At 63.7% G+C, this 21,368-nt stretch carries 25 protein-coding genes and 1 riboswitch; of the genes, 12 read left to right on the top strand and 13 right to left on the bottom strand.

The genetic code is table 11. The features are described 5' to 3' along the window. Window positions 1–86 precede the first annotated feature (86 nt). Both P6U28_RS04390 and P6U28_RS04395 read right to left on the bottom strand, forming a co-directional pair. Window positions 87–941 (bottom strand): DUF1499 domain-containing protein, encoded by an 855-nt coding sequence (locus P6U28_RS04390; RefSeq protein ID WP_122404703.1) that lies wholly within the window; start codon window positions 939–941, stop codon window positions 87–89. A 227-nt stretch (window positions 942–1,168) separates the two neighbouring features. Then, the gene (locus P6U28_RS04395; RefSeq protein WP_122404702.1) at window positions 1,169–2,797 is read right to left on the bottom strand and encodes a fatty-acid--CoA ligase; all 1,629 of its coding nucleotides are present in this window, start codon (window positions 2,795–2,797) and stop codon (window positions 1,169–1,171) included. Between the two features lie 65 nt (window positions 2,798–2,862). Here P6U28_RS04395 and P6U28_RS04400 point away from each other — a divergent pair, with 65 nt between their 5' ends. Beyond that, window positions 2,863–3,996, top strand: coding sequence for an extensin family protein (locus P6U28_RS04400; RefSeq protein WP_407121830.1), 1,134 nt, complete (start codon window positions 2,863–2,865; stop codon window positions 3,994–3,996). Window positions 3,997–4,133: 137 nt separating this feature from the next. Here P6U28_RS04400 and P6U28_RS04405 read toward each other — a convergent pair whose 3' ends face one another. Beyond that, window positions 4,134–4,820 (bottom strand): L,D-transpeptidase, encoded by a 687-nt coding sequence (locus tag P6U28_RS04405; protein ID WP_122404700.1) that lies wholly within the window; start codon window positions 4,818–4,820, stop codon window positions 4,134–4,136. A gap of 336 nt (window positions 4,821–5,156) precedes the next feature. Between P6U28_RS04405 and P6U28_RS04410 the strand changes: the two genes are divergently transcribed. Continuing rightward, a complete protein-coding gene (locus P6U28_RS04410; protein WP_122404699.1) occupies window positions 5,157–6,134 on the top strand; it encodes a magnesium transporter CorA family protein in 978 nt (325 codons plus the stop codon). 206 nt (window positions 6,135–6,340) lie between these two features. Continuing rightward, window positions 6,341–6,559, top strand: a complete 219-nt coding sequence (locus P6U28_RS04415) for a hypothetical protein (protein ID WP_122404698.1) — start codon at window positions 6,341–6,343, stop codon at window positions 6,557–6,559. Window positions 6,560–6,711: 152 nt separating this feature from the next. On the opposite strand, the gene P6U28_RS04420 is transcribed toward P6U28_RS04415, so the two are convergent. Both P6U28_RS04420 and pdxH read right to left on the bottom strand, forming a co-directional pair. Beyond that, window positions 6,712–7,464 (bottom strand): SDR family NAD(P)-dependent oxidoreductase, encoded by a 753-nt coding sequence (locus P6U28_RS04420; RefSeq protein ID WP_122404697.1) that lies wholly within the window; start codon window positions 7,462–7,464, stop codon window positions 6,712–6,714. Window positions 7,465–7,514: 50 nt separating this feature from the next. After that, the gene (pdxH, locus tag P6U28_RS04425; RefSeq protein ID WP_122404696.1) at window positions 7,515–8,156 is read right to left on the bottom strand and encodes a pyridoxamine 5'-phosphate oxidase; all 642 of its coding nucleotides are present in this window, start codon (window positions 8,154–8,156) and stop codon (window positions 7,515–7,517) included. A 113-nt stretch (window positions 8,157–8,269) separates the two neighbouring features. Here pdxH and P6U28_RS04430 point away from each other — a divergent pair, with 113 nt between their 5' ends. Both P6U28_RS04430 and P6U28_RS04435 read left to right on the top strand, forming a co-directional pair. Further along, window positions 8,270–8,677 (top strand): RT0821/Lpp0805 family surface protein, encoded by a 408-nt coding sequence (locus P6U28_RS04430; RefSeq protein WP_162500392.1) that lies wholly within the window; start codon window positions 8,270–8,272, stop codon window positions 8,675–8,677. 106 nt (window positions 8,678–8,783) lie between these two features. Next, window positions 8,784–9,746, top strand: a complete 963-nt coding sequence (locus tag P6U28_RS04435) for a DnaJ C-terminal domain-containing protein (RefSeq protein WP_407121831.1) — start codon at window positions 8,784–8,786, stop codon at window positions 9,744–9,746. Window positions 9,747–10,143: 397 nt separating this feature from the next. On the opposite strand, the gene P6U28_RS04440 is transcribed toward P6U28_RS04435, so the two are convergent. Next, window positions 10,144–10,914 carry an anti-sigma factor gene (locus P6U28_RS04440; protein WP_129143887.1) on the bottom strand — a complete coding sequence of 257 codons (771 nt, stop codon included), beginning with the start codon at window positions 10,912–10,914 and terminating at the stop codon, window positions 10,144–10,146. 105 nt (window positions 10,915–11,019) lie between these two features. Then, window positions 11,020–11,508: a sigma-70 family RNA polymerase sigma factor gene (locus P6U28_RS04445; RefSeq protein ID WP_027570971.1), complete on the bottom strand. Its 489-nt coding sequence runs from the start codon at window positions 11,506–11,508 to the stop codon at window positions 11,020–11,022. Between the two features lie 173 nt (window positions 11,509–11,681). Here P6U28_RS04445 and fabI point away from each other — a divergent pair, with 173 nt between their 5' ends. The 3 genes from fabI (at window position 11,682) to aroC (ending at window position 14,337) form a co-directional block, all read left to right on the top strand. Then, window positions 11,682–12,497 (top strand): enoyl-ACP reductase FabI, encoded by an 816-nt coding sequence (gene fabI / locus P6U28_RS04450; protein WP_027554293.1) that lies wholly within the window; start codon window positions 11,682–11,684, stop codon window positions 12,495–12,497. 12 nt (window positions 12,498–12,509) lie between these two features. After that, window positions 12,510–13,109, top strand: a complete 600-nt coding sequence (locus P6U28_RS04455) for a histidine phosphatase family protein (RefSeq protein WP_129143886.1) — start codon at window positions 12,510–12,512, stop codon at window positions 13,107–13,109. Between the two features lie 139 nt (window positions 13,110–13,248). Beyond that, a complete protein-coding gene (aroC, locus tag P6U28_RS04460; protein ID WP_129143885.1) occupies window positions 13,249–14,337 on the top strand; it encodes a chorismate synthase in 1,089 nt (362 codons plus the stop codon). 29 nt (window positions 14,338–14,366) lie between these two features. On the opposite strand, the gene P6U28_RS04465 is transcribed toward aroC, so the two are convergent. Continuing rightward, on the bottom strand, window positions 14,367–15,203 hold the full coding sequence (locus P6U28_RS04465; RefSeq protein ID WP_244607732.1) for a TetR/AcrR family transcriptional regulator: 837 nt from the start codon (window positions 15,201–15,203) through the stop codon (window positions 14,367–14,369). Here P6U28_RS04465 and P6U28_RS04470 point away from each other — a divergent pair. The 3 genes from P6U28_RS04470 to P6U28_RS04480 are packed head-to-tail and all read left to right on the top strand — an operon-like array spanning window position 15,183 to window position 17,180. Beyond that, window positions 15,183–15,524, top strand: coding sequence for an ester cyclase (locus P6U28_RS04470; RefSeq protein WP_244608033.1), 342 nt, complete (start codon window positions 15,183–15,185; stop codon window positions 15,522–15,524). The genes P6U28_RS04465 and P6U28_RS04470 overlap by 21 nt on opposite strands. A 29-nt stretch (window positions 15,525–15,553) precedes the next feature. After that, entirely contained in the window at window positions 15,554–15,958 is a 405-nt protein-coding gene (locus P6U28_RS04475) for a hypothetical protein (RefSeq protein ID WP_122406807.1), read from the top strand. Between the two features lie 31 nt (window positions 15,959–15,989). Further along, a complete protein-coding gene (locus tag P6U28_RS04480) occupies window positions 15,990–17,180 on the top strand; it encodes an adenylate/guanylate cyclase domain-containing protein (protein ID WP_129143884.1) in 1,191 nt (396 codons plus the stop codon). Window positions 17,181–17,223: 43 nt separating this feature from the next. Here the strand turns inward: P6U28_RS04480 and clpS are convergent, their stop codons facing one another. From clpS to P6U28_RS04505, 5 genes are read right to left on the bottom strand one after another with little or no spacing between them, the layout of a single operon-like run. Further along, on the bottom strand, window positions 17,224–17,529 hold the full coding sequence (clpS, locus tag P6U28_RS04485) for an ATP-dependent Clp protease adapter ClpS (protein WP_122404688.1): 306 nt from the start codon (window positions 17,527–17,529) through the stop codon (window positions 17,224–17,226). Between the two features lie 42 nt (window positions 17,530–17,571). After that, window positions 17,572–17,913 carry a DUF190 domain-containing protein gene (locus tag P6U28_RS04490; protein WP_129143883.1) on the bottom strand — a complete coding sequence of 114 codons (342 nt, stop codon included), beginning with the start codon at window positions 17,911–17,913 and terminating at the stop codon, window positions 17,572–17,574. A 2-nt stretch (window positions 17,914–17,915) separates the two neighbouring features. Further along, the gene (gene crcB / locus P6U28_RS04495) at window positions 17,916–18,347 is read right to left on the bottom strand and encodes a fluoride efflux transporter CrcB (protein WP_129143882.1); all 432 of its coding nucleotides are present in this window, start codon (window positions 18,345–18,347) and stop codon (window positions 17,916–17,918) included. Window positions 18,348–18,353: 6 nt separating this feature from the next. Continuing rightward, window positions 18,354–18,752 (bottom strand): fluoride efflux transporter CrcB, encoded by a 399-nt coding sequence (gene crcB / locus P6U28_RS04500; RefSeq protein ID WP_122404685.1) that lies wholly within the window; start codon window positions 18,750–18,752, stop codon window positions 18,354–18,356. 10 nt (window positions 18,753–18,762) lie between these two features. Beyond that, entirely contained in the window at window positions 18,763–19,965 is a 1,203-nt protein-coding gene (locus P6U28_RS04505) for an MFS transporter (protein WP_164936950.1), read from the bottom strand. A 114-nt stretch (window positions 19,966–20,079) separates the two neighbouring features. Further along, window positions 20,080–20,156, bottom strand: a riboswitch (Fluoride riboswitch). Window positions 20,157–20,422: 266 nt separating this feature from the next. Between P6U28_RS04505 and P6U28_RS04510 the strand changes: the two genes are divergently transcribed. Continuing rightward, entirely contained in the window at window positions 20,423–21,286 is an 864-nt protein-coding gene (locus P6U28_RS04510) for a DUF1194 domain-containing protein (protein WP_122404682.1), read from the top strand. Window positions 21,287–21,368: the final 82 nt, after the last annotated feature.

Here is a 21,368-nt window from a genome sequence, read left to right on the forward strand (position 1 = left end):
AGGCATCGAGCCCGGAATCCATTCATCCACCAAATCTGCAGCTCGATGGGTTCCGGGCTCGCGCTATCGCGCGCCCCGGAATGAGACTATTTCTTCACCGTCTTCGCCGGCGCCTTGGGCGGCGCGACCGGCGTCTTCTTCACCGGCTTGAGCGCGTCGGCATCGGCGGCGGTGTTGAGATCGTCGATGAATTTTTTGACGCGCGCGGCGTTGCTGCCGAGATCACTGTCGAAGTTGCGCGAAGCAGAACGGATATCGACGCGGGAATCATCGCCGTCCGGCACGACCCTTATCGAAACGTCCTCGCGAAAACCCATGATCGGCGTGCGCGCGACCGCTTCAATGCGGCCGATGCGGCGCGGTGGCTGCGGTGCGCGCTCATCGATCACGATCCATTTGCGCTTGTGCACGAGCTGGAGCGCGATTGCATAGGCACGGTCGGCCGAAATCTCCAGCTCGACGGGCTCGATGTCGGGATAGAAGTGGCGCTGCTGCTCCGCCGAATAGAGGCCGGCGTAAACCGCGGTGTTGGTGCCCTCGCCGGTGCGCAGGCGCGCCAGCGCGTCGAAGCGCGGCGGATCGATCGGGTCGGTGGTGATGTCGTAGATCGGCGGCAGCTTGCGATATTGAAAGGCCAGATAGGCGGGGTAGGCGAGGATCGCCCCGTCGATCAGGAAGGCGAGCAGGATGCGCGCCATGCCACGCGAGCCGTTCTGCCAGATCGCAGCAAAGCCGGCGAGCCCGAACAAGATCGAGAGGCCGGCGATCGCGAGCCCGCCGAAGAAAGTCACAAGCGCCGGCTTCGGCTCCAGGAAATCGAAGCGCACGATGATGATCGACACCACCACCGCCGCGACCGCGAACACGGCCAGATTGCGCGCCCAGCTCGCGAGGCTGGACACGGGCTCCGACTGGTAGGGAGCGGAAAACCTGCGGACCATCGGGTGAGCTCTGCCGGATGTTGAGGGCGGCGCCGGCGATCTGGCGCGACGATGCGCCGTTGAGACCACGGCCCGGAGGCAAATTCAAGGGAGGCCGGACTCTGGACCGTCATTCCGGGGCGATGCCAACGGTATCGAACCCCGGTGCGCCCTTGCGCACCTGGGAATCTCGAGTTCCGGGTCTGGTCCTTCGGACCATCCGGAATGACAGTGCGTGCCCTCGTGCGCTACGCCGCCGCGTTCGGGAAGCGATAATCCTTGAATTGGTCGCGCAGTGCCGTCTTCAGGATCTTGCCCGTCGCGGTATGCGGGATGCCGTCGACGAAGACGACATCGTCGGGCATCCACCATTTGGCGATCTTGCCATCCATGTATTTGAGGATGTCCTCGCGGCTGGCCTGCTGGCCCTGCTTGAGTTGTACGATCAGCAGCGGCCTCTCATCCCATTTGGGGTGGAACACGCCGATCACGGCGGCTTCCGCGACGGCCGGATGACCGACCGCGAGGTTTTCGAGGTCGATCGAGGATATCCACTCGCCGCCGGACTTGATCACGTCCTTGGAGCGGTCGGTGATCCGCATGTAGCCGTCCTCGTCGATGGTCGAGACATCGCCGGTGTCGAAGAAGCCTTCCTCGTCGAGGATGTTGGTGTCGACGTGGTAATAGGCCTTGGCGACGGCGGGCCCGGAGACCTTGAGGCGGCCGAAGGTCTTGCCGTCCCAGGGCAGTTCCTTGCCGGCGTCGTCGGTGATCTTCATCTGCACGCCGAAGGGCGCATAGCCCTGCATCTGGAGCACGTCGAGTTTGGCATCGCCCGTTGCATTCTGGAACGGCGGCTTCAGCGCCGCGACGCTGCCGATCGGGCTCATTTCGGTCATGCCCCAGGCGTGACGCACGTTCGAGCCCATGTCGAGGAAGGCCTTGATCATCGAGCGCGGCATCGCTGAGCCGCCGCAGATCACCATCTTCAGATCCGGCAGCTTGAGATTGTTGGCGGCCATGTGCTGCAGCAGCATCAGCCAAACCGTGGGCACGCCGGCGGTGTGCGTCACCTTCTCGGTCGAGAGCAGCTCATAGACCGAGGCGCCGTCGAGCTTGGCGCCGGGCATCACCAGCTTGGTGCCCTGCGAGGGCGCGGAGAAGGCAATGCCCCAGCTGTTGGCGTGGAACAGCGGAACCACCGGCAGCATCGTCTCGGCGGCGCTGGTGCCGAGCGCGTCGACATTGTTGGCCATCAGCGCGTGCAGCACGTTGGAGCGATGCGAGTACAGCACGCCCTTCGGGTCGCCCGTGGTGCCCGACGTGTAGCACATCGCGGCCGCCGTGTTCTCGTCAAAGTCCTTCCATTTGAATTTGCCGTCGGCCTGCGCAATCCAGTCCTCGTAGGCGACCGCATTCTTCAGCGTGGTCTCGGGCATATGCGCCTTATCGGTGAGCACGATGTAGCGCTCCACGCTTGCCAGCTTGTCGGCGATCTTCTCCAGGATCGGAACGAAAGTGATGTCGGTCATCACGATGCGGTCCTGTGCATGGTTGATGATCCAGGCGATCTGCTCGGGGAAAAGCCGGGGATTGACGGTATGGCAGATGGCGCCGATCCCCATGATGCCGTACCACGCCTCGAGATGGCGCCAGGTGTTCCAGGCGATCGTTGCGACGCGGTCGCCGAGCTTGATGCCGTCGCGCTCCAGCATCTGGGAAACCTTGAGCGCGCGCTTGTGGATCTCGGCGTAGTTGGTGCGATGGATCGGTCCCTCGACCGAGCGTGTGACCACCTCCTGCTTGCCATGAATCCTGGCGGCGTGTTCGATGATCCGGTGGCAGAGCAGGGGCCAATCTTGCATCAAACCAAGCATTCCGACGTTCCTCCGAGAAGTCGCTGGGCGCTTTGTCGCTCTCAGCGTTGGGCCAAAGAATTGTCATGACTTTTAGCCTGCCGGACTTTCGCCGCAAATGGTCTTGTCGCGGCTATATGTCCGCTGGCGCGGCAATGGTTACCGCTGCGCTCGGGCTGTTGCTCGTGCCTGCCGAGAGGGCAGAAGCGCGGAAATATCCTGTGCCACTCGATGTCTTCGGCCTTGGCACACCACGGCCGCGCGCGGCCGTTCATGCCGCCAGGATTCCGCTGCCAAAACCGCGCCCCGCGGAGGCTCCCAAGGCGCTGGAAGGGGCACTGGAAGGGGCACCGGACGAGGCCCCACCGGAAGCGGAGGGAAAGCCGTCCGACCAGCCGAGCGCCGATAAGCCTGCCGAGGCAGCCTCGCCACCCAAGAAACAAGCCTCAGCCTGCCGCCTCGCGCTGACCGAGGAGATTGCGATCGCGCCCTCAATTCCGGATATCCGCGGCCCCGGCGGCTGCGGCGGCGAGGATCTGGTGCGGCTGGAAGCCATCGTGCTGCCGGACAAGCGCAAGGTGATGGTCAAGCCGGCGGCGATCCTGCGCTGCACCATGGCATCCGCAATCGCCGACTGGGTGCGCAAGGACATGGTGCCGCTGGCCGCGAGCCTCGGCTCGCCCATCAGCGACCTCGACAATTTCGATTCCTTCGAATGCCGCGGCCGCAACCGCGTCGCTGGCGCGATGCTGTCCGAGCACGGCAAGGCCAATGCCATCGACATCCGCGCCATCAAGCTCGCCAATGGGCAGTCGATCGGCCTCACCGACCGCGCCATATCGCGCGAGGTGCGTGAGCGCGTGCTGCACTCGGTGTGCGCGCGCTTCTCCACCGTACTCGGCCCGGGCTCGGACTGGTACCACGAGGACCACATCCATCTCGACCTGGCGCAGCGCCGCAACGACTACCGGATCTGTCAGTGGAACGTGTGGGCCCCGCTGCCGCAGGTTGCTCCGCTCTTGCCGGCGGAGCGCCCTGAGGAGGCGCCGCCTCGCGAGGTGGCGGCGAAGCCCGAGGCAAATGAAGGTGCTGATGATGAGGCGGCGGAGAGATCCTCTCCGCCTGAGGACAAGCCGGCGCCCAAGCAGAAGGCTCAATCGTCCAAATCGGCAACAAACAAGCCGGCAGCAAACAAGCCGGCAACAAAAAAGCGCCGGTGAAACTGGCGCTTCTGGATGTCTAAAGCGCGATGAGATTTGGATGAATCGTCATCGCGCTTTAGCTTGTTGTTTACGCATGATCTTTCCGGAAAACCGCTTCGCACTTTTCCGGATCATGCTTTAGGGCTCGGAGGCGATCAGTAGCTGCCCGCTTGGCCGGTTTGGCTGGTGCCGAGCGCCAGCCGCGAGTTGTACGGCGAGTCGCCATGCTTGGGCTCGAGCACCACGACGATGGTGCCGACCTTGACCCGGTTATAGAGGTCGATTGCGTCCTCATTGGTCAGGCGGATGCAGCCTGACGAGATCGAGGCGCCGATGTATTCCGGCTGGTTGGTGCCGTGGATGCGGAACAGCGTGTCCTTGCCGCCCGAATAGAGATACATCGCGCGGGACCCCATCGGATTGTCCGGACCCGGGGCGACATAGGTCGGCACGCCCAAGCGTGCAATCTCACCGGGCGTCGGATGCCAGGCCGGCCATTCGGTCATGCTGCCAACCTTGGCGATGCCTGACCAAGCCATGGCCTCTTCGCCGACCGTGATGCCGTAACGGATCGCTTTGCCGCCCTCCAGCACGTAATAGAGGTAGTGATTGTCGGAATCGACCACGATCGAGCCCGGGGCTTCCTTGCGGTGGTATTCGACGATGGCGCGGCGGAACGGCTCTGCGACGGGGGTGTTTTCGTACCGGACCTTGGCCAGGAGTTCCTTGTCCTTTGGCTTGAAGGCCTTGGTGTCGGTCGCTTCATAGTGCGTGGCCTGCATGCAGCCCGACAGCATCAGGCCAGCGGCCAAAATCCCCAACTTAACTTTCAGCGACGACATGGTTTGGTTCCAATCAAAACAATACCGTGCAGAAGGCCTGAGCTTAGCGCCCAAGTTCCTCGACTCCGTTAATCTCATTATCGTCGAAATCTGCCACAATTCCAGCGCTGAAGCCTTTTTCCCGCGCTGCAAGACCCCAGCTGTGGCTTTTCTGCCGCAAATTTGGGGGTGTTGTGAAGGTTTTTTGGCCAGACGCGCCAGGCTGTCGATTCCGTGCCACAGTTGAGCCCCGGGGTCGCCACAAATGCAAACGCTCCGTTAATGTTGTTGTCATCGTGAACCTGTCAGAATCGCGCTAAGGGCTGTCATTCTGTCGCAGGTTCTCTGGAGCTTTTGATGTTTGCGGTGTTTGTTCCCTCCGAGTCCGCCCTCAAGAAGGCTGTCATCGAGGATCTTGCGGCGGTGCCGGAGAACGCCGTCTGGATCGACCTCGTCAATCCGAGCGCGGCCGAGGACAAGGCGGTGGAGCGGCTCGCGGGCATCGCCATCCCGACCCGGGAAGACATGCAGGAGATCGAGATCTCCAGCCGCCTCTATATGGAGAACGGCGCGCGCTACATGACAGCGACCCTGATGTGCCACTCCGATACCGACATGCCCCGGACCACGGCGGTGACCTTCATCCTCGGCGACCACCGCCTGGTGACGGTGCGCTACGACCTGCCGAAGCCGTTCGCCCTGGTCGAGGCCAAGCTGGCTCGCTCCTGCACGCCTTCCATCACCGGCGAGATGGTACTGATGGAACTGCTGGACGCCGTGATCGACCGCTGCGCCGACATTCTGGAGCGTTGCGGCACCGAGATCGATCAGGTCTCGCACGACATCTTCGAGCCCGAGAGCGAGCGCCATGGGCAGGCAAAGCGATATTCCCAGATCTTGATCTCGATCGGCCGCAAGGGCGACTTGACCTCGAAGGTTCGCGAGAGTCTGGTGTCGATCGGCCGCGTCGTGACGTTCCTGTCCGCGGTCGTCGAGGGCGTGAAATGGTCGAAGGACATGCGCGAGCAGCTCAAGACCATGCAGCGCGACGTCGCCTCGCTGACCGACCACGCCTCCTATCTGTCCAACAAGATCACCTTCGTGCTCGATGCCATGCTCGGCGTCGTCAATCTCGAGCAGAACAACATCATCAAGCTGTTTTCGGTCATGGCAGTTGTCCTGATGCCGCCGACGCTGATCGCCTCGATCTACGGCATGAATTTCAAGGTGATGCCGGAACTCGAATGGGTGCACGGCTATCCGATGGCGCTGGTGATGATGCTGCTCGCCGCCATCGTTCCGTACTGGATCTTCAAGTGGAAGAAGTGGCTGTAGGTTGCCGGGCTCGAGCAAAGATACCTACCGAGACCTTACGCCGCTCGCTGAGACACGGTGAATCGTGTCGCAGAATAGATCGGGATTGCGGCGACGCGGTGATGTGTGCGTCGTGCCGCAATTCCTCCGGTAAAATTTGAGCGGTGGGCTGAACGTTTGCGCGAAACTTGTCTGCGATAAGCAGTGCGTAGCCGCGAGGAACAGCCATGGTTGAAAAACACATAACGTCGCCCCGCAACGTCATCGATCTGGCGAACTATCGTCAGGTCCTGGCGAGCGGCAAGGCGCCGTCGATGTCGGCACGCATGTGCCGGCACTGTGGTGCTCCGCTGCTCGATGGTGAGAACGACGACGACTGCTCGACTGCATTCAATGCCGCAGCCCCCAGGCTGCGCGATCGGTCACGTCGGATTCGAATCGATTGAGGAACGGAAGATAAGGGCAGGCGATCCAGATCTTGCGGCGGCGTTGTCTGGATCGCCTTGCTTCCCAATTCAAGCTACGGCGAAATCAGTTGATCAATTCATCCGTCATTCCGGGTTCGATGCTTCGCACTGCCCCGGAACGACGCTCACCGTCACACGTGCTGGCCGCCGTTGATGTGGATCTCGGCGCCGTTGACGTAGGACGAAGTATCCGTGCACAGCACGTAGATGATTTTTGCGACCTCGTCGGGCGTGCCGAGGCGGTGCATCGGGATCTGCTGCTCGACGATCTTCTCGGTGCCCGGCGACAGGATCGAGGTGTCGATCTCGCCCGGCGCGATCGCGTTGACACGCACGCCGACGCGGCCGAAGTCGGAGGCCATCTCGCGCGTCAGCGCGGCGAGTGCCGCCTTCGAGGTGGCATAGGCGGCGCCGGCGAAGGGGTGCACGCGCGAGCCCGCGATCGAGGTGACGTTCACCACCGAGCCCTTTGCCGCCTTCAATTCCTCGATCAGCCCGCGCGCCATCATGATCGGCGCGAAGAAGTTGACGTGGAAGACATGCGTCCAGGTGTCGAGATCGGTGTCGACCGAGCCGAGTCGGGAGCCACCGGGGCCCTTGGGCGAGATCGCGGCGTTATTTACCAGCGCATGCAGCGTGCCACCTTCGAGCCGGCGGCGGATTTCGCTGATTGCGCGCAAGGTGTCCCCGGGGTCGCCGAGGTCGACCTGGATGTGGTCCTCAGGGCCGGCGTCCCACGGACAGTCCTCCGGGAAAGGATGCCGCGAGCAGGTGATGACGCGCCAGCCCGCCGAGGAAAAGCGGATCACCGTGGCGTGGCCGATGCCGCGGCTGGCTCCGGTCAGAAGCAGCGTACGACGCGGTGCATTGGACGAATGCGGCATGGACATCTTTCAGGTTGGCCCAAAGCTCGAGACAAGATTCAAGATGAGGCTCAAGGATACATCCGCGTCTTGGACCATTTCTGACCGGCGGCGTCACGGCGAAATTCGATGCGGTCGTGGAGCCGAAACGGGCGGTCGTGCCAGAACTCGATACGCAAGGGCGTGATGCGCCAGCCGCTCCAGCCCGGCGGCCGCGGCACTTCGCCGATGACGTATTTGGCCGCAACCTTGGCGATGGCTTGTTCGAAGGCGAAGCGGCTCTCCAGCTCTTGCGACTGCTTGCTCGCCCAGGCGCCGATCTGCGCCTGCTTGGGGCGCGTCGCGAAATAGGCGTCGGCCTCCGCGTCGGTCACCGGCGTCACGTTGCCGCGGATGCGGACCTGACGGCGCAGCGACTTCCAGTGAAAAAGTAATGCTGCCTTAGGATTTGCGGCGAGCTCGCGGCCCTTCTGGCTGGCGATGTGGCTGTAGAAGACGAAACCATCGGCATCGAAGCCCTTCATCAGCACCATGCGCACATCAGGCAGTCCGTCAGGGTCGACGGTTGCGAGCGCCATGGCGTTCGGATCATTCGGCTCGCTCTTGATCGCCTCGTTCAGCCAAGCCTCGAACAGCGCAAATGGCTCATCGGCAGCGGTGAAATCACCGGATGTTAAGGGTGTCTGGTGTTTCATCGAGGTCGTGTCGGTCATGTCTGGAGTCCGAGTTGCGTCCCGCGGCCCAAAACGCGTTGTTGTCCGCTACCGCCCTATATAGGGCATGGGGACGCGTTGGCCTATCGGCGATCCGGCCGTCCGGCTTCGTCATGACGATGATTCTGATCGGGGTTGGCACCGGCGGCTGCAGCTTTTCCCGCAACGACAGCAGCGCCTATGCCAAAGCCGATGACGGCGATCTCACCGGCTCGATCGCACGGCCGGCGAAGGATGCCCCGCCGACCGAGACCGATCTCGCCTTCACCCGCAACGCAGCCTCCGACGTCCTGAGCAAGGGCGACAAGGATTCCAGCCAGCACTGGGAGAATCCGGAGACCGGGGCCCGCGGCTCGGTGACACCGATCGCGCAGTCCTATGCCGCCGAGGACGGCCGCAAATGCCGCGATTTCCTGGCAAGCTACGTCAATGGCCGCACTGAAAGCTGGCTCCAGGGCGCCGGTTGCCAAAGCAGCCGTGGCCGTTGGGAGATTCGTACGCTAAAGCCGTGGCGGAACTAGGTTCAGCGCAAGCTCCTAGTTGCAAAAATGCCACTCTCTTCCCACATGAACGGCAGGTGGGGTGGGGAGCCCTTAACAATTCGATTTCTTGAAGGAGACGTGACGAATGCGCGACCCCTACGAGGTCTTGGGGGTGCCGCGGAGCGCCAACGCTGCCGCCATCAAGAGCGCCTATCGCAAGCTGGCCAAGAAGCACCATCCCGACAGCAACAAGGGTGACCCGAAGGCCGCCGAGCGCTTTGCCGAGATCAACTCGGCCAACGAGATCCTCGGCGACGAGGACAAGCGCAAGCAGTTCGATCGCGGTGAGATCGACGCCGAGGGCAAGCCGCGCTTCCAGGGCTTTCCGGGTGGCGGCGGCCCACGCGGCCGCGCGGGCCCCGGCGGGTTCGAGAGCTATACGTTCCGGAGCGGCGGTGCGGGCGGCCCGGGCGGCGGCGCGTTCGAGGATATTCTCAACAGCATGTTCGGCGGCGGGATGCGGGGCGCGCGGCCGGGGGCCGGCGGCGGCGCACAGTTCGAGTTCGACACCGGCGGCATCGGGCTCGATCTCGATGTCAACGTGGCCATGTCCGTCTCGCTGGAGGAGTCGGCCAAGGGTGGCGAGAAGCGCATCCGGTTGCCGACGGGCAAGGAGCTCAACGTCAAGATTCCCGCTGGCGTCGCCGAAGGCCAGCAGATTCGGCTCCGGGGGCAGGGCGAGAGCGCGCCAGGCCATCCGCCCGGCGATCTCCTGATCACGATCAACATCGCGCCGCACCCGTTCTTCAAGGTCGAGGGTGCCGACCTCAAGATCGACCTGCCGGTCACGCTTTACGAGGCGGTGCTCGGCGGCAAGGTCCGCGTGCCCACCCTTGGCAATGCCGTCGAGCTCTCGGTCCCCAAGAACACCTCCAGCGGCCGGACCTTTCGCCTCAAGGGCAAGGGCCTGCCGAAAGCCGGTGGAACCGGGGATCTCTTGGTGACCGTCAGGATTATGCTACCAGACGGGAACGACGCCGAGCTCGAGGCATTGATGGAGAGGTGGCGGGACCAACATCCCTACAATCCGCGGAGTGGGCTCGCCTAAGCATGATCCGGACCTGGAGGGCCGCGCTAGCGCGAAAGTGCGCAGCGGTCTTCCGAAGAGGTCATGCGCAAACAACAAGAAGCGCCATTCCGAGGCCACATCGACGATCGGAGCATTCTCTTAAAGGATGATGCTCAACATACGGCTGAAGCGCGCATTGCGCTTCGACGCTGACATTTGAGACGTGTCGGCTGTCCGGCGGGGCAGCCGACAAAGGTGCGGCCTCGAGAGGGGGACCAGCGCGGTACCAAAAACCCCAATCGAGGCCGCCTGCGTCGATCGGCGGATCGAACGCCACTCATAATCGCGTGAACACCCGGTGCGATAATGAGACGCGTCGATGTCCTGATTCCAAATTTTCGATGACGGAATCTGGGCACCATGCTCATGCGGTTGCTCAGGTGCCGTTTTTCTCCGCCTGGTCGTAGACGGCCTGTGCCACCCTGGTCAGCCGGTCGCGGTCACTGCTGCCGCTGACGACGTAGCCGACGCCGCGGTCGGCCCAGAACAGCGCGCCGTCCTTGTCCGTTTTGGCGTAGCGCATTTGCGTTGCACCATTCTCGGTCTTGGCGGAGTAGATCGTGTACCGCTCGCCCGAGGCACCCTCATACATCAGGAACGACGCTGGGCCGTTCGGTCCCGGCAAGAGCCGGCCGCCAACCAGCTTCAGCCCGCTCGCCTCCAAATTCGGAGCGAACACGGTCCAGCCGCAACGCCGGGTCAGCCAGGCCTGCAAGTGGTCGCGCTCGTTGCCGCCGACCTCGACGGGGTGGCGGACCTCGACGACATAGAGCCGATGGGCGTCGAGCGCGTCCGCCGTAAAGCTCTGGAAGGTTGAGGGCGCATTGGCAGCACCATGCGCGACCCAACCGGCCGTGCCGCCGGCGACGAAAGCAACCAGCACGGCCGCGGCGGCGCCATAGAGCCATTGCCACGGGCGGCGCTCCAGCCGCTCCAATTCCAGGCGCGCCGGCACCGGTTCCTGGGCGACGGAATCGTAGCGGGCGTGCAGCATCTCAGCCATGGCACGCCAGGACTGCACGCGCTCGGCCTCGTCGGGATGGGCGGCAAGAAAGGCCTCGACGTCGGCGCGGCGCTCGGCCGGCAGCTCGCCATCGACATAGGCGTGCAGTTCGTCCTCGGTCACTGGGATCTTGCGGTCGTTCATATCGGTCGTCTCTGGCTCTGCGGCCCAAAAAATCGTTCGTGGCTCAACTTCGCTCGCGTCCTCTGCAGTCTGCGGGCGCGCGAAACGCGATGCATCACCCTGTCCTCATTTCACCCGCCTGAGCGCCGGGCGCTCGCCCTCCAGCGAGGCTTTGACGTGGGCCCTGGCGCGCGCCAGGCGCGACATCACGGTGCCGATCGGCACGCCCTGGATGTCGGCGACCTCGCGATAGCTCATGCCTTCCAGCATCACCAGCAGCAGCACCGAACGCTGTTCCTCGACGAGCGTCGCCAGCGCCTTCTCGATGTCGCGTCCTTCGGCCTCGGTCCCGCTGGCATCCGGATTGTTCTCCGTCAGCGGCATGAATTGCGGGCGCCTTGCCAGCGAGCGCCGCCGGTTCTTGTTGAGGTTGGTCAGGATCGTATAGAGCCAGCTCCTGACGTCGCCCCCGAGAAACAGCCGCTCGGAACGCAGCGCCCGTACCAACGTGTCCTGCACCAGATCGTCGGCCGCATCCGCATCGCGCGTCAGCGCACGGGCATAGCGGCGCAACGCCGGGATCATGGCTTCCACACTCTGGCGAAACGCATTCATTGAGGTCTTGACGTTCCTGGCGTTCGGCGCGAGCGCCTCAACCATCATAACACCCGAGCGGAACGGCTATTCCGGCACTCGAAACAGCGTTAACGCCGCGGATTAGGGCTGTACCGCAGGGGAGGGCTGGTGTACCTCCAGACCTCAACGAGAGCTCGACGGGACGTTCAAAAATGGCGCAGAATTCAGGTCTGATGCAAGGCAAGCGCGGGGTGATCCTCGGCGTTGCCAACAACCGCTCGATCGCCTGGGGCATCGCCAAGGCATGCCACGCCGCCGGTGCCGAACTCGCCTTCACCTATCAGGGCGATGCGCTGAAGAAGCGCGTCGAGCCGCTTGCCGCCGAGATCGGTGGTCTCGTGCTCGGCCATTGCGACGTCACGGATGCCGCGACCATCGATGCCGCCTTCGCGGTGCTGAAGGAGAAGTGGGGCAAGATCGATTTCCTGGTGCATGCGATCGCCTATGGCGAGCAGCTCGACGGCCGCTACGTCGACACCACTCAGGAGAACTTTTCGAAGTCGATGCTGATCTCCTGCTATTCGTTCACCGCCGTGGCGCAGCGCGCCGAGAAGCTGATGACGGATGGCGGCTCGCTGATCACGCTCTCCTATTACGGCGCCGAGAAATGGATGCCGCATTACAACGTGATGGGCGTGGCCAAGGCGGCGCTGGAAGCCAGCGTGCGTTATCTCGCCGCCGATCTCGGCGAGAAGAACATCCGCGTCAACGCGATCTCGGCAGGCCCCATCAAGACGCTCGCCGCCTCCGGCATCGGCGATTTCCGCTACATCCTGAAGTGGAACGAATATAACGCGCCGATGCGGCGCAACGTCTCGACCGAGGACGTCGGCGGCAGCGCGCTGTATTTCCTCTCCGACCTCTCGCGCGGCGTCACCGGCGAGGTGCATCATGTCGATTCCGGCTATCATGTGCTGGGCATGAAGCGCCCGGACGCACCCGATATCGCGCTGGGTGGCAAGGATTAACGTTCAGCCGACATGCCGGTGCCCACGATCTACTTCCTTCGCCACGGCGAGACCGAATGGAACGCGCTCGGCCGGCTCCAGGGCACCAGGGACGTCCCGCTGAACGCACGCGGCCGCAGTCAGGCGGTGCATGCTGCCGGCGTTCTGGCCGATCTGTTCAAGCGCGAGGGCAAGGACAGAGCGGCCCTGCCCTATGTGTCGAGCCCGCTCGGACGTGCGCGTCAGACCATGGAGCTTTTGCGCGGAAAGCTCGCGCTACCGGCCGCCGATTATTCCCTCGACGACCGCCTGCGCGAGATCGGTTATGGTGTCTGGGAGGGGCTGACGCTGGCGGAAAGCGAGGCCTCAGATCCCGATGTCTATGCAAGGCGCCTTGCTGACAAGTGGACGGTGGCGCCAAGCGGCGGCGAGACCTATGCGGCCGTGCAGCTCCGCATGCTCGACTGGTACGACTCGCTTCTGGTCGATACCGTCGCGGTCGCCCATGGCGGTACCTGCCGCGCCCTGATGGTGGCCTTGGGCATCGAGACCCCCGCCAGCGCCGCCGAGCTCTATATCGAGCAGGGCGCCGTCTACGTGTTCCGCGACCGGAGGCTGGAGAAGTTTAGTTAAGCCTGAGTTTTCGTCATTCCGGGTTCGCCCTTCGGGCGCCCCGGAATGACGGGAACGGGGTTGAACGCCATGCCCCTCAGGGCTACGAACGTTGACAAGCAACGTTTATGTAAAACGTCAACGCGAGGCGGCAGTTCGAATGTCCTTCAACACCTTCGGCCATATGTTCCGCGTCACCACCTTCGGCGAGAGCCACGGGATGGCGATCGGCTGCGTGGTCGACGGCTGCCCGCCCATGATTCCGCTCACCGAGGCCGACATCCAGAAGGACCTCGACCGCCGCCGGCCCGGACAGTCGCGCTTCACCACCCAGCGCCAGGAGCCGGACCAGGTGAAAATCCTGTCCGGCGTCATGGCGCATCCGGAGACCGGCGTGCAGGTGACGACGGGGACCCCGATCGGGCTCCTGATCGAGAACACCGACCAGCGCTCGAAGGACTATTCCGAGATCAAGGACAAGTTTCGTCCCGGTCATGCCGACTTCACCTATGAGGCCAAATACGGCCTGCGCGACTATCGCGGCGGCGGGCGCTCCTCCGCGCGCGAGACCGCGATGCGCGTTGCCGCCGGCGCGATCGCGCGAAAAGTGCTGCCCGCCGTGAAGGTGCGGGGCGCGCTGGTGCAGATCGGCCCGCACAAGATCGACCGCGACAAGTGGGACTGGGACGAGATCGCCAAGAATCCGTTCTTCTGTCCCGACAAGGACAAGGCCGCGTTCTTCGAGACGTATCTCGACGGCATCCGCAAGAGCGGCTCCTCGATCGGTGCCGTGATCGAGGTCGTCGCCGAAGGCGTGCCGGCAGGTCTTGGCGCGCCGATCTACGCCAAGCTCGATTCCGATCTCGCGGCTGCGATGATGACCATCAACGCCGTCAAGGGCGTCGAGATCGGCGCCGGCTTCGGCGCCGCCGAGCTCACCGGCGAGGAGAACGCCGACGAGATGCGCACCGGCAATGACGGCACGCGCTTTCTGTCCAACCATGCCGGCGGAGTCCTTGGCGGTATCTCCACCGGACAGCCGGTGGTGGTGCGTTTCGCGGTGAAGCCGACCTCGTCGATCCTGCAGCCGCGTCTCACCGTCGATCGGCAGGGCACCGATACCGAAATCTTCACCAAGGGCCGCCATGACCCCTGCGTCGGCATCCGTGCCGTCCCCGTCGGTGAAGCCATGATGGCCTGCGTGCTGGCGGATCATTTCCTGCGCGACCGCGGGCAGGTCGGGCGCTGATTTAGAGCGCTCCTTGGAAATACGCGCTCCTATTTGCGCCGCGCTTCCGCAGCATCGATCCGGGCCTGATTGACAAGCGCCTGTGCCGCCCAGGCGGCGGCAGCGAGTGCCTCTTCGACGCTGGCGCCGCCGATATCGCGTATCGCCAGCGCGGCCTCGCTGCCCATCACCATCGATAGCGCGTGGGCGAGGCGTCGGCGTGCGGCGGATGACAGTTCCCCCTTCAGCGACTCGACGATTGGCAGGATGAATTTCATCCGCCGGCCGGGCCGTGGCGGCCGTGCGCCCGGATCGTTGTCGAGCCACACGGCCATGAACGAGCGCTCCATCACATGCAGACCGACTTCGTCGCTCAACATCAGCTTCATCATTTCGCGTGATGCACGCGAGATGCCGTCAATCGGATCATCGCCGGGCCGCCAGATGCGCTCCAGGGCCACAAGCCCGCGTTCTGTTGCCGTCTCGCTGATCAGGGCTTCGAGCGAAGAGAAATAACGATAGGCGGTGGCGCGCGAGACCAGCGCGCGCTCTGCCACTTCGGCAAATGTCGGGTTGCGTCCTTCGTCGCGAAACGCCATCGCGGCGTCGATCAGGGCCTGGCGTGTGCGGCGCTTCTGGTTTGCGCGGCTATCGGTCTCGATCTGAGTCCGATGCGCGCTCCGGCTTGACTTCCTGTCGGGCATATGTGAGACACGTGTCTTATTAAGGGACTTTGTCTCACTATAGCGAATTGTCCCAGCAAAGGGAAACCGATGAACGACGAATTGAAGAAAACCTTTGATCGCATGATCGACCGCCACTTTCATTTTGAGGCCGAAGACGACGTTGATGGCGTGTTGAGCACGATGGTCGATGACGTCGAGCATGACGTCGTCGGATATCCCACCGGCCCGGTCCACGGAAAGACCGCGGCGCGCGGCTTCTACGACGCTTTGTTCGCCGACCTTTCCGGCGAAAAGGTCACCACGCTGCGACGTTACTACGGGCCGGATTTCGTGGTCGACGAGAGCCTGTGGGAAGGAACGGCGCCCGGCGCGCCGTTCGGGATTCCTGGCCACGGACGCAAGCTGAGCTTTCGCCTGCTGCACGTGTTCGACATGGCGCCCGACGGGCAGATCAAGCGCGAAAACGTCTGGCTAGATTTCGCGGCGATCCTCAACCAGCTCAACGCACCGCAGGCCGCATGAGCAGGAGATCGATCATCGAGGAGGACATCATGACCGACAATCCGTGTGCCCGCGCCTGGCTCCGGCTGGCGGCCATCTATTTCGCCGCCGGGGTCATCCTCGGCGTCGTGATGGGCGCGTCCGGCGACCATTCGCTGTTCCCGCTCCACGCCCATATCAACCTGCTCGGGTGGGTCTCGATGGCGTTATTCGGGCTGACAGCCAAGGCCTATCCCTCGGTCGCGACGGGACGCGCCGCCGGCGCGCAATTCTGGATGCACAATGTCGGTGTTCCCGTGATGCTCGGCGCGCTGCTGCTCAAACTCTGGGGCATCAAGGCCGCCGAGCCCGTACTCGGCGCCGCATCCATTGTCGTTGGATTGAGCGTGCTGCTGTTCGCATGGCTTGTCATCACTCGCATCGGCACGGACAGCCGCGCGGCGAGATCGGCTTGACGCGGCCCGTCGTCCGTCGGCAAATGGGCTCATGGAAAGTTCCGAGCTCCAGCGCATCTCCAAGTGGCTGATCGACGGCGCCCGGTCGTCGGTGGAGCCGGCCGCGATGATCGCAGATTTCTGCGAACGTATGGTCGCCGCCGGCCTGCCGCTGTGGCGGTTCGGCATCTTCATCCGCACGCTGCATCCGGAGATCTTCGGCCGCAACTTCATCTGGCGGCAGGGTGAGGAGGTCGAAATCGGCAGTGTCGATTTCGACATTCTGGATGCCCCCGAATTCGCCCGCAGTCCGCTCCGCATCGTGTTTCAGCAGGGGCTGGAGGTCAGGGGACGGGTGAACGATCCCGACAGCAAGCGATTCCCGTTCATCGAGGACATGCGCGCCGAAGGCGCGACTGACTATGTTGCCGTGCCGGTGCCTTTTCTCGATGGCTCCATCCACGCGACGAGCTGGGTCACGCAGGATCCCGGCGGATTCAGCGACGATGACATCGCGGCGATCCGAAGCATCATAGCGCCGCTCGCGCGCGTCAGCGAGATCATCAGCCTGCGCCGAACCGCCGAGATGCTGCTCGACACCTATGTCGGCAACCGCGCCGGCGCGCGCATTCTCGGCGGCCAGATCCGCCGCGGTCACACTGACACCATGCAGGCGGTGATCTGGCTTTCGGATCTGCGCGGCTTCACCGCACTGTCGGACCGGCTGCCGGCCGAGACCGTGGTCGAGATCCTCAACCAATATTTCGATTGCCAGGTCACCGCGATCCGCGGCCATGGCGGTGAGGTGCTGAAATTCATGGGCGACGGCCTGCTCGCGGTGTTTCCGATCGACGAATATGTCGGCGATGCCGCGCATGTCTGCGCGCGGGTGCTGGAGGCAGCGCGCGAGTCCCGCGCCAGCGTCGAGGCGCTCGCCTTTCCTGTCGGCGAGGTCGTCGAGCGCTTCCGCTTCGGCGTCGCACTGCATGTCGGCAACATTCTCTATGGCAATATCGGCGGCGGCAATCGCCTCGATTTCACCTGCATCGGCCCCGCCGTCAATCTCGCGGCACGGCTGGAGAAGATCACGGGTCGCCTGGGGCGGACTGTCGTCGCCTCGGAAGGTTTTGCCAATGTCTGCCGCCACGACTGGCGCGAGCTCGGCGAATTTCCGATCGCGGGATTTTCCAAGGCGCAGCGCGTTTATGGGCTCGCCGAGGAAACGCCGGTGGTGATGGCTTGACGTGCAATGAGCTGAATGTCGTTCATTGTCGCAAGACGAAGCGCTACTCTTCCGGCTCCGTCGTGAACAGCAGCGGATAGCCCTTGGCGCGGCCGGCGTCGGTGGCGCGCGTGGCCTTGGTCTCGGCGACGTCCTTGGTGAACACGGCGACGACGCAGGCGCCAAGCTTGTGGGCGGTAATCATCACCTTGTAGGCCTGATCCTCGGTCATGCGGAATTCGGCCTTCAACACCATGGTGACGAATTCGCGCGGGGTGTAGTCGTCGTTGATCAGGATGACCTTGTGCAGCCGCGGCCGCTCGACCTTGGTCTTCGTCCTGGTTTTCGGCTTGGTGACGGCGTCGTTCATTCCGCCTCCTGGACACGGCGGCTTGGGTTCCCTGCCGGGCGATCAGCCTGCGGCTTTCGCACCATATTGCAGGACCTGCACCTTCTCCAAGGTGATCAGCCCGCTCGACATCATGCCGTCCAGGATGGGCAGGAATGCGTTGATGTTATCCTCGCTGTCGACGATCTCGATCAACAGCGGCAGGTCTTCCGACAGCCGCAGGATCTTCGAGGTGTGCAGCCGGCTGGACTTGCCGAAGCCCATGGGACCACGCAGCACGGTGGCGCCGGCGAGGTGCCGTTCGCGCGCGGTCATCACGATCGCTTCATGCAGCGGCTTGCCGTCGAAATGATCGCTCTCGCCGATGAAGATGCGCAATAAAACAGCCTGATCGGGGATTTGCATGGTCAGCTCCTTGCCAAGCGGCTATAGCGTCTTGCCATCATATGGCCTGCCCAGACCGATACCAGCCAGCAGATGACGGACGCCGTGATGTAAGAGAGCGCTGTCCATTTCATGCCGGCGTGAAACAGGCGGAAAGTTTCCAGGCTGAAGGTCGAAAACGTGGTGTAGCCGCCGCAAAAGCCGGTCATGACGAACTGCCGGTGCTCAGGCCGCGCCAGCACGCGTCCGTCGGGGCCGGTCAGCGTGGCGTAGAAGCCGATGATCAGTGATCCCGTCGCGTTGATGAAGAGCGTCGCGAAGGGAAAGCCGGGGCCGGTATCGAGCGCGAGCCCCACAAGATAGCGCGTCACCCCGCCGACGATGCTGCCGGCAGCAACCCAGGCATAGAGCACGAAGCTGCGCCAGCGTTCGGCAAAAGGGGAAGGGGGGCTCATCAGCCTCTAGCCTCCCAGACGATCCGCAAGGAGGAAGCCGCAGCTGACGGCGGCGAGGCACAGCCCGACCGAGGCGGCGACATTGCCGAGCGCCGAGAGCGGCTCGCCGCCACGCGCGAGCGTCAGCGTTTGCAAGCTGAACGAGGACACCGTGGTGTAGCAGCCGAGAAACCCTGTTACCGCGAACAGCCATGGTGTGGGTGATGCGAAGACCGAGCCCGGATGCGCCGCCAGTGCGCCAAAAACACCGATCAGGAAGGCGCCCGTGACGTTGATGGTCATGGTGCCCCACGGAAACGTTTCGCCCAGCCGCCGCGCGATCGCACCGGAGACGAAATAGCGCGCGCAGCCGCCCAGCGCGCTGCCGATCACGATCGCAATTGCTCCGCTCAGCAAGATGAACAGCCCCCCGTCATCACTTCTCCCCCACCGCCAGATTCTTGCCGACGGCGAGCAGCCCCACCAGCGAGACCAGCGCGAAGCCGAGCCCCGCAAGGAACGTTCCTACCGGACCATAGGCGTCCCACAAGGCGCCTGCGATCACGCTCGCGGCCAGCAAGGCAAGCCCGGTGAACAGGTTGAAATAGCCGAACGCGGTGCCGCGCAGATCCGGCGGCGCCGCATCCGCGACGAGCGCGGAGAGCAGCCCTTGCGTCAATCCCATATGCAGGCCCCACAGCACGATGCCGAGCGCAAGGCCGGCCAAATTCGGCAGCAGCGCCAGCGCAAGGTCGGCGCCGGCGAGGAAAACGAGGCCGAACGCGAGCAGGCCGGTCCGGTTGATCCGGTCCGACAGCACGCCGGCCGGATAGGCCGACAGGGCATAGACGATGTTCATCAGCACCAGGACCGCCGGGACCCACATCGCATTGAGCCCGATGTTCTGTGCGCGCAGGATCAAGAAGGCCTCGCTGAAGCGTGCGAGCGTGAAGACGATTCCGACCGCCACGACACGCCAATAGACCCTTCCGAGCTGCTGCATCGCGGCGAGATTGAGCGGGTTTTCTGCAGGTTTCCGGCTCGGATCCGGCTCCGGCTCGTCCACCGCGAACGCGATCAAGCCAAAGGACAGGAATGCCGGCAGCACCGCCACCCAGAACACGAGGGCAAAATTATCAGCCGTCCTCCACATCAGGCCGATCGCCACGAGCGGTCCGACGAACGCGCCGACGGTGTCGAGCGATTGCCGCAGGCCAAAGCTCGCGCCGCGCAGGCCGACGGGGGCGATATCGGCGATCAGCGCATCGCGCGGCGCGCCGCGAATGCCCTTGCCGACACGATCGATGAAGCGCGCAGCGACCAGCCATCCGACGCTGGGCGCGAGTGGGAACAGCGGCTTGGTGAAGGCGGCAAGCCCATAGCCGAGCGCGGCGAGCAGCTTGCGGCGTCCGAGCCAGTCCGACAATGCACCGGAGAAGATTTTCGTGATCGAGGCGGTCGCCTCCGCGATGCCCTCGATGAAGCCGACGGTGAGCGTGGAAGCACCAAGCACGGTGACGAGATAGACCGGCAGCAGCGCGTGGATCATCTCGGAGGAGATGTCCATCAGCATCGAGACGAAGCCGAGCACCCAAATCCCCCTGGGCAGCGTGGCGCGTGCAGCCTTCGATGTCGTCATCGTCACGTCTTTGCCTTCTCCCTCTCCTGGCCCTCGCCACCAGGCAACAAAAAACCCGCCATCGGCGGGTATGTCCATGCTCCCGCCAAAGGCAGAGGCCCAAAGATTGCCTCTCCTCAAGCAGGAGTCATCAGCCCACGAGGTCATCGACCGCCGGGCGGTTGTCGGGGGACTCCATCCCCATCTGTGCAGCCAACCCTAGCATGGAAATCGTGCCGGACAAGTGGGCGGGGTGCGTGTCTCCACTGGCACCGTCATTGCGGGTTCTCGCTTTGCGAGTCCAGGAATGACAGCCCGCGAGATCGCGCGTGTTCCGGTGACGCAAGCGCGGCAACATGGCGGCAGCTTTGCGTGACGCGCGCCAATTCCTTAACTCGAATGTGAAGCGGAAGCGATCTTCGGCCTTTGCGGCAAGCCGATTGCATGTCACCATCGCGTCATACGACGGGAGACTGCGATGCGTTTGCTGTTCTCGATCGGGGCTGTGCTGGTGGCCGGCATCATAGCCGGGGGGGAAGTCGCGGGCATCGCGGCACCAGGACCCAAATTCGAATCGTCCAAGAATCAACCGCAGCGGCTTGCGGCCGACAAGGACGCGCAGACGGTCGATATCGAGCTGATCCTCGCGGTCGATGTGTCCTACTCCATGGACATGGACGAGCTCGCGATCCAGCGCGAGGGCTATGCGCAGGCAATCCAGTCGAAGGAGTTCCTGCAGGCGCTGAAGCTCGGCCCGAACGGCCGCATCGCGGTGACCTATTTCGAGTGGGCCGCCTCCAGCGACCAGAAAGTCATCATTCCCTGGCGGCTGATCGACGGACCTGAGACGGCGGACGCGGTCGCCGCCGAGATCATGAAGACGCCGATCCGGCGCGCGTCGCGCACCTCGATCTCCGGCGCAATCGCCTTCGCGATGCCGCTGTTCGACGAAGATCCCTATCGGGGCTTGCGCCGTGTCATCGACATTTCCGGCGACGGTCCCAACAACAATGGCGGTCCGGTCACCGTGGCGCGCGATGCCGCGCTCGAGAAGGGCATTATCATCAACGGCCTGCCGATCATGGTCAAGGAACCGTCCTATTCGACGATGGATATCGACAATCTCGATTTCTATTACGAAGACTGCGTCATCGGAGGTCCCGGCTCCTTTGTCATCCCGATCAAGGACCGCGACAAGTTCAAGGAAGCGATCCGCACCAAGCTGCTGATGGAAGTCGCCGGCCGCACGCCGGAGCGTCCCGTGATGCGCGTTGCCGACAAGGAGCCGCGCGTCAACTGCCTGATTGGCGAGAAGATCTGGTCGGATCGCTGGGGACGTTAGCGCAACCCGTTGGGACGTTTCGCCTCATCTCGCCCGGCGGTTGAATTTAACCGCTCGTTAACCGGTACATGGCCCTAATCCG

Origin of the sequence: Bradyrhizobium sp. STM 3561 (assembly GCF_045571455.1) — a bacterium.
GTDB classification, from domain to species: Bacteria; Pseudomonadota; Alphaproteobacteria; order Rhizobiales; family Xanthobacteraceae; genus Bradyrhizobium; species Bradyrhizobium vignae.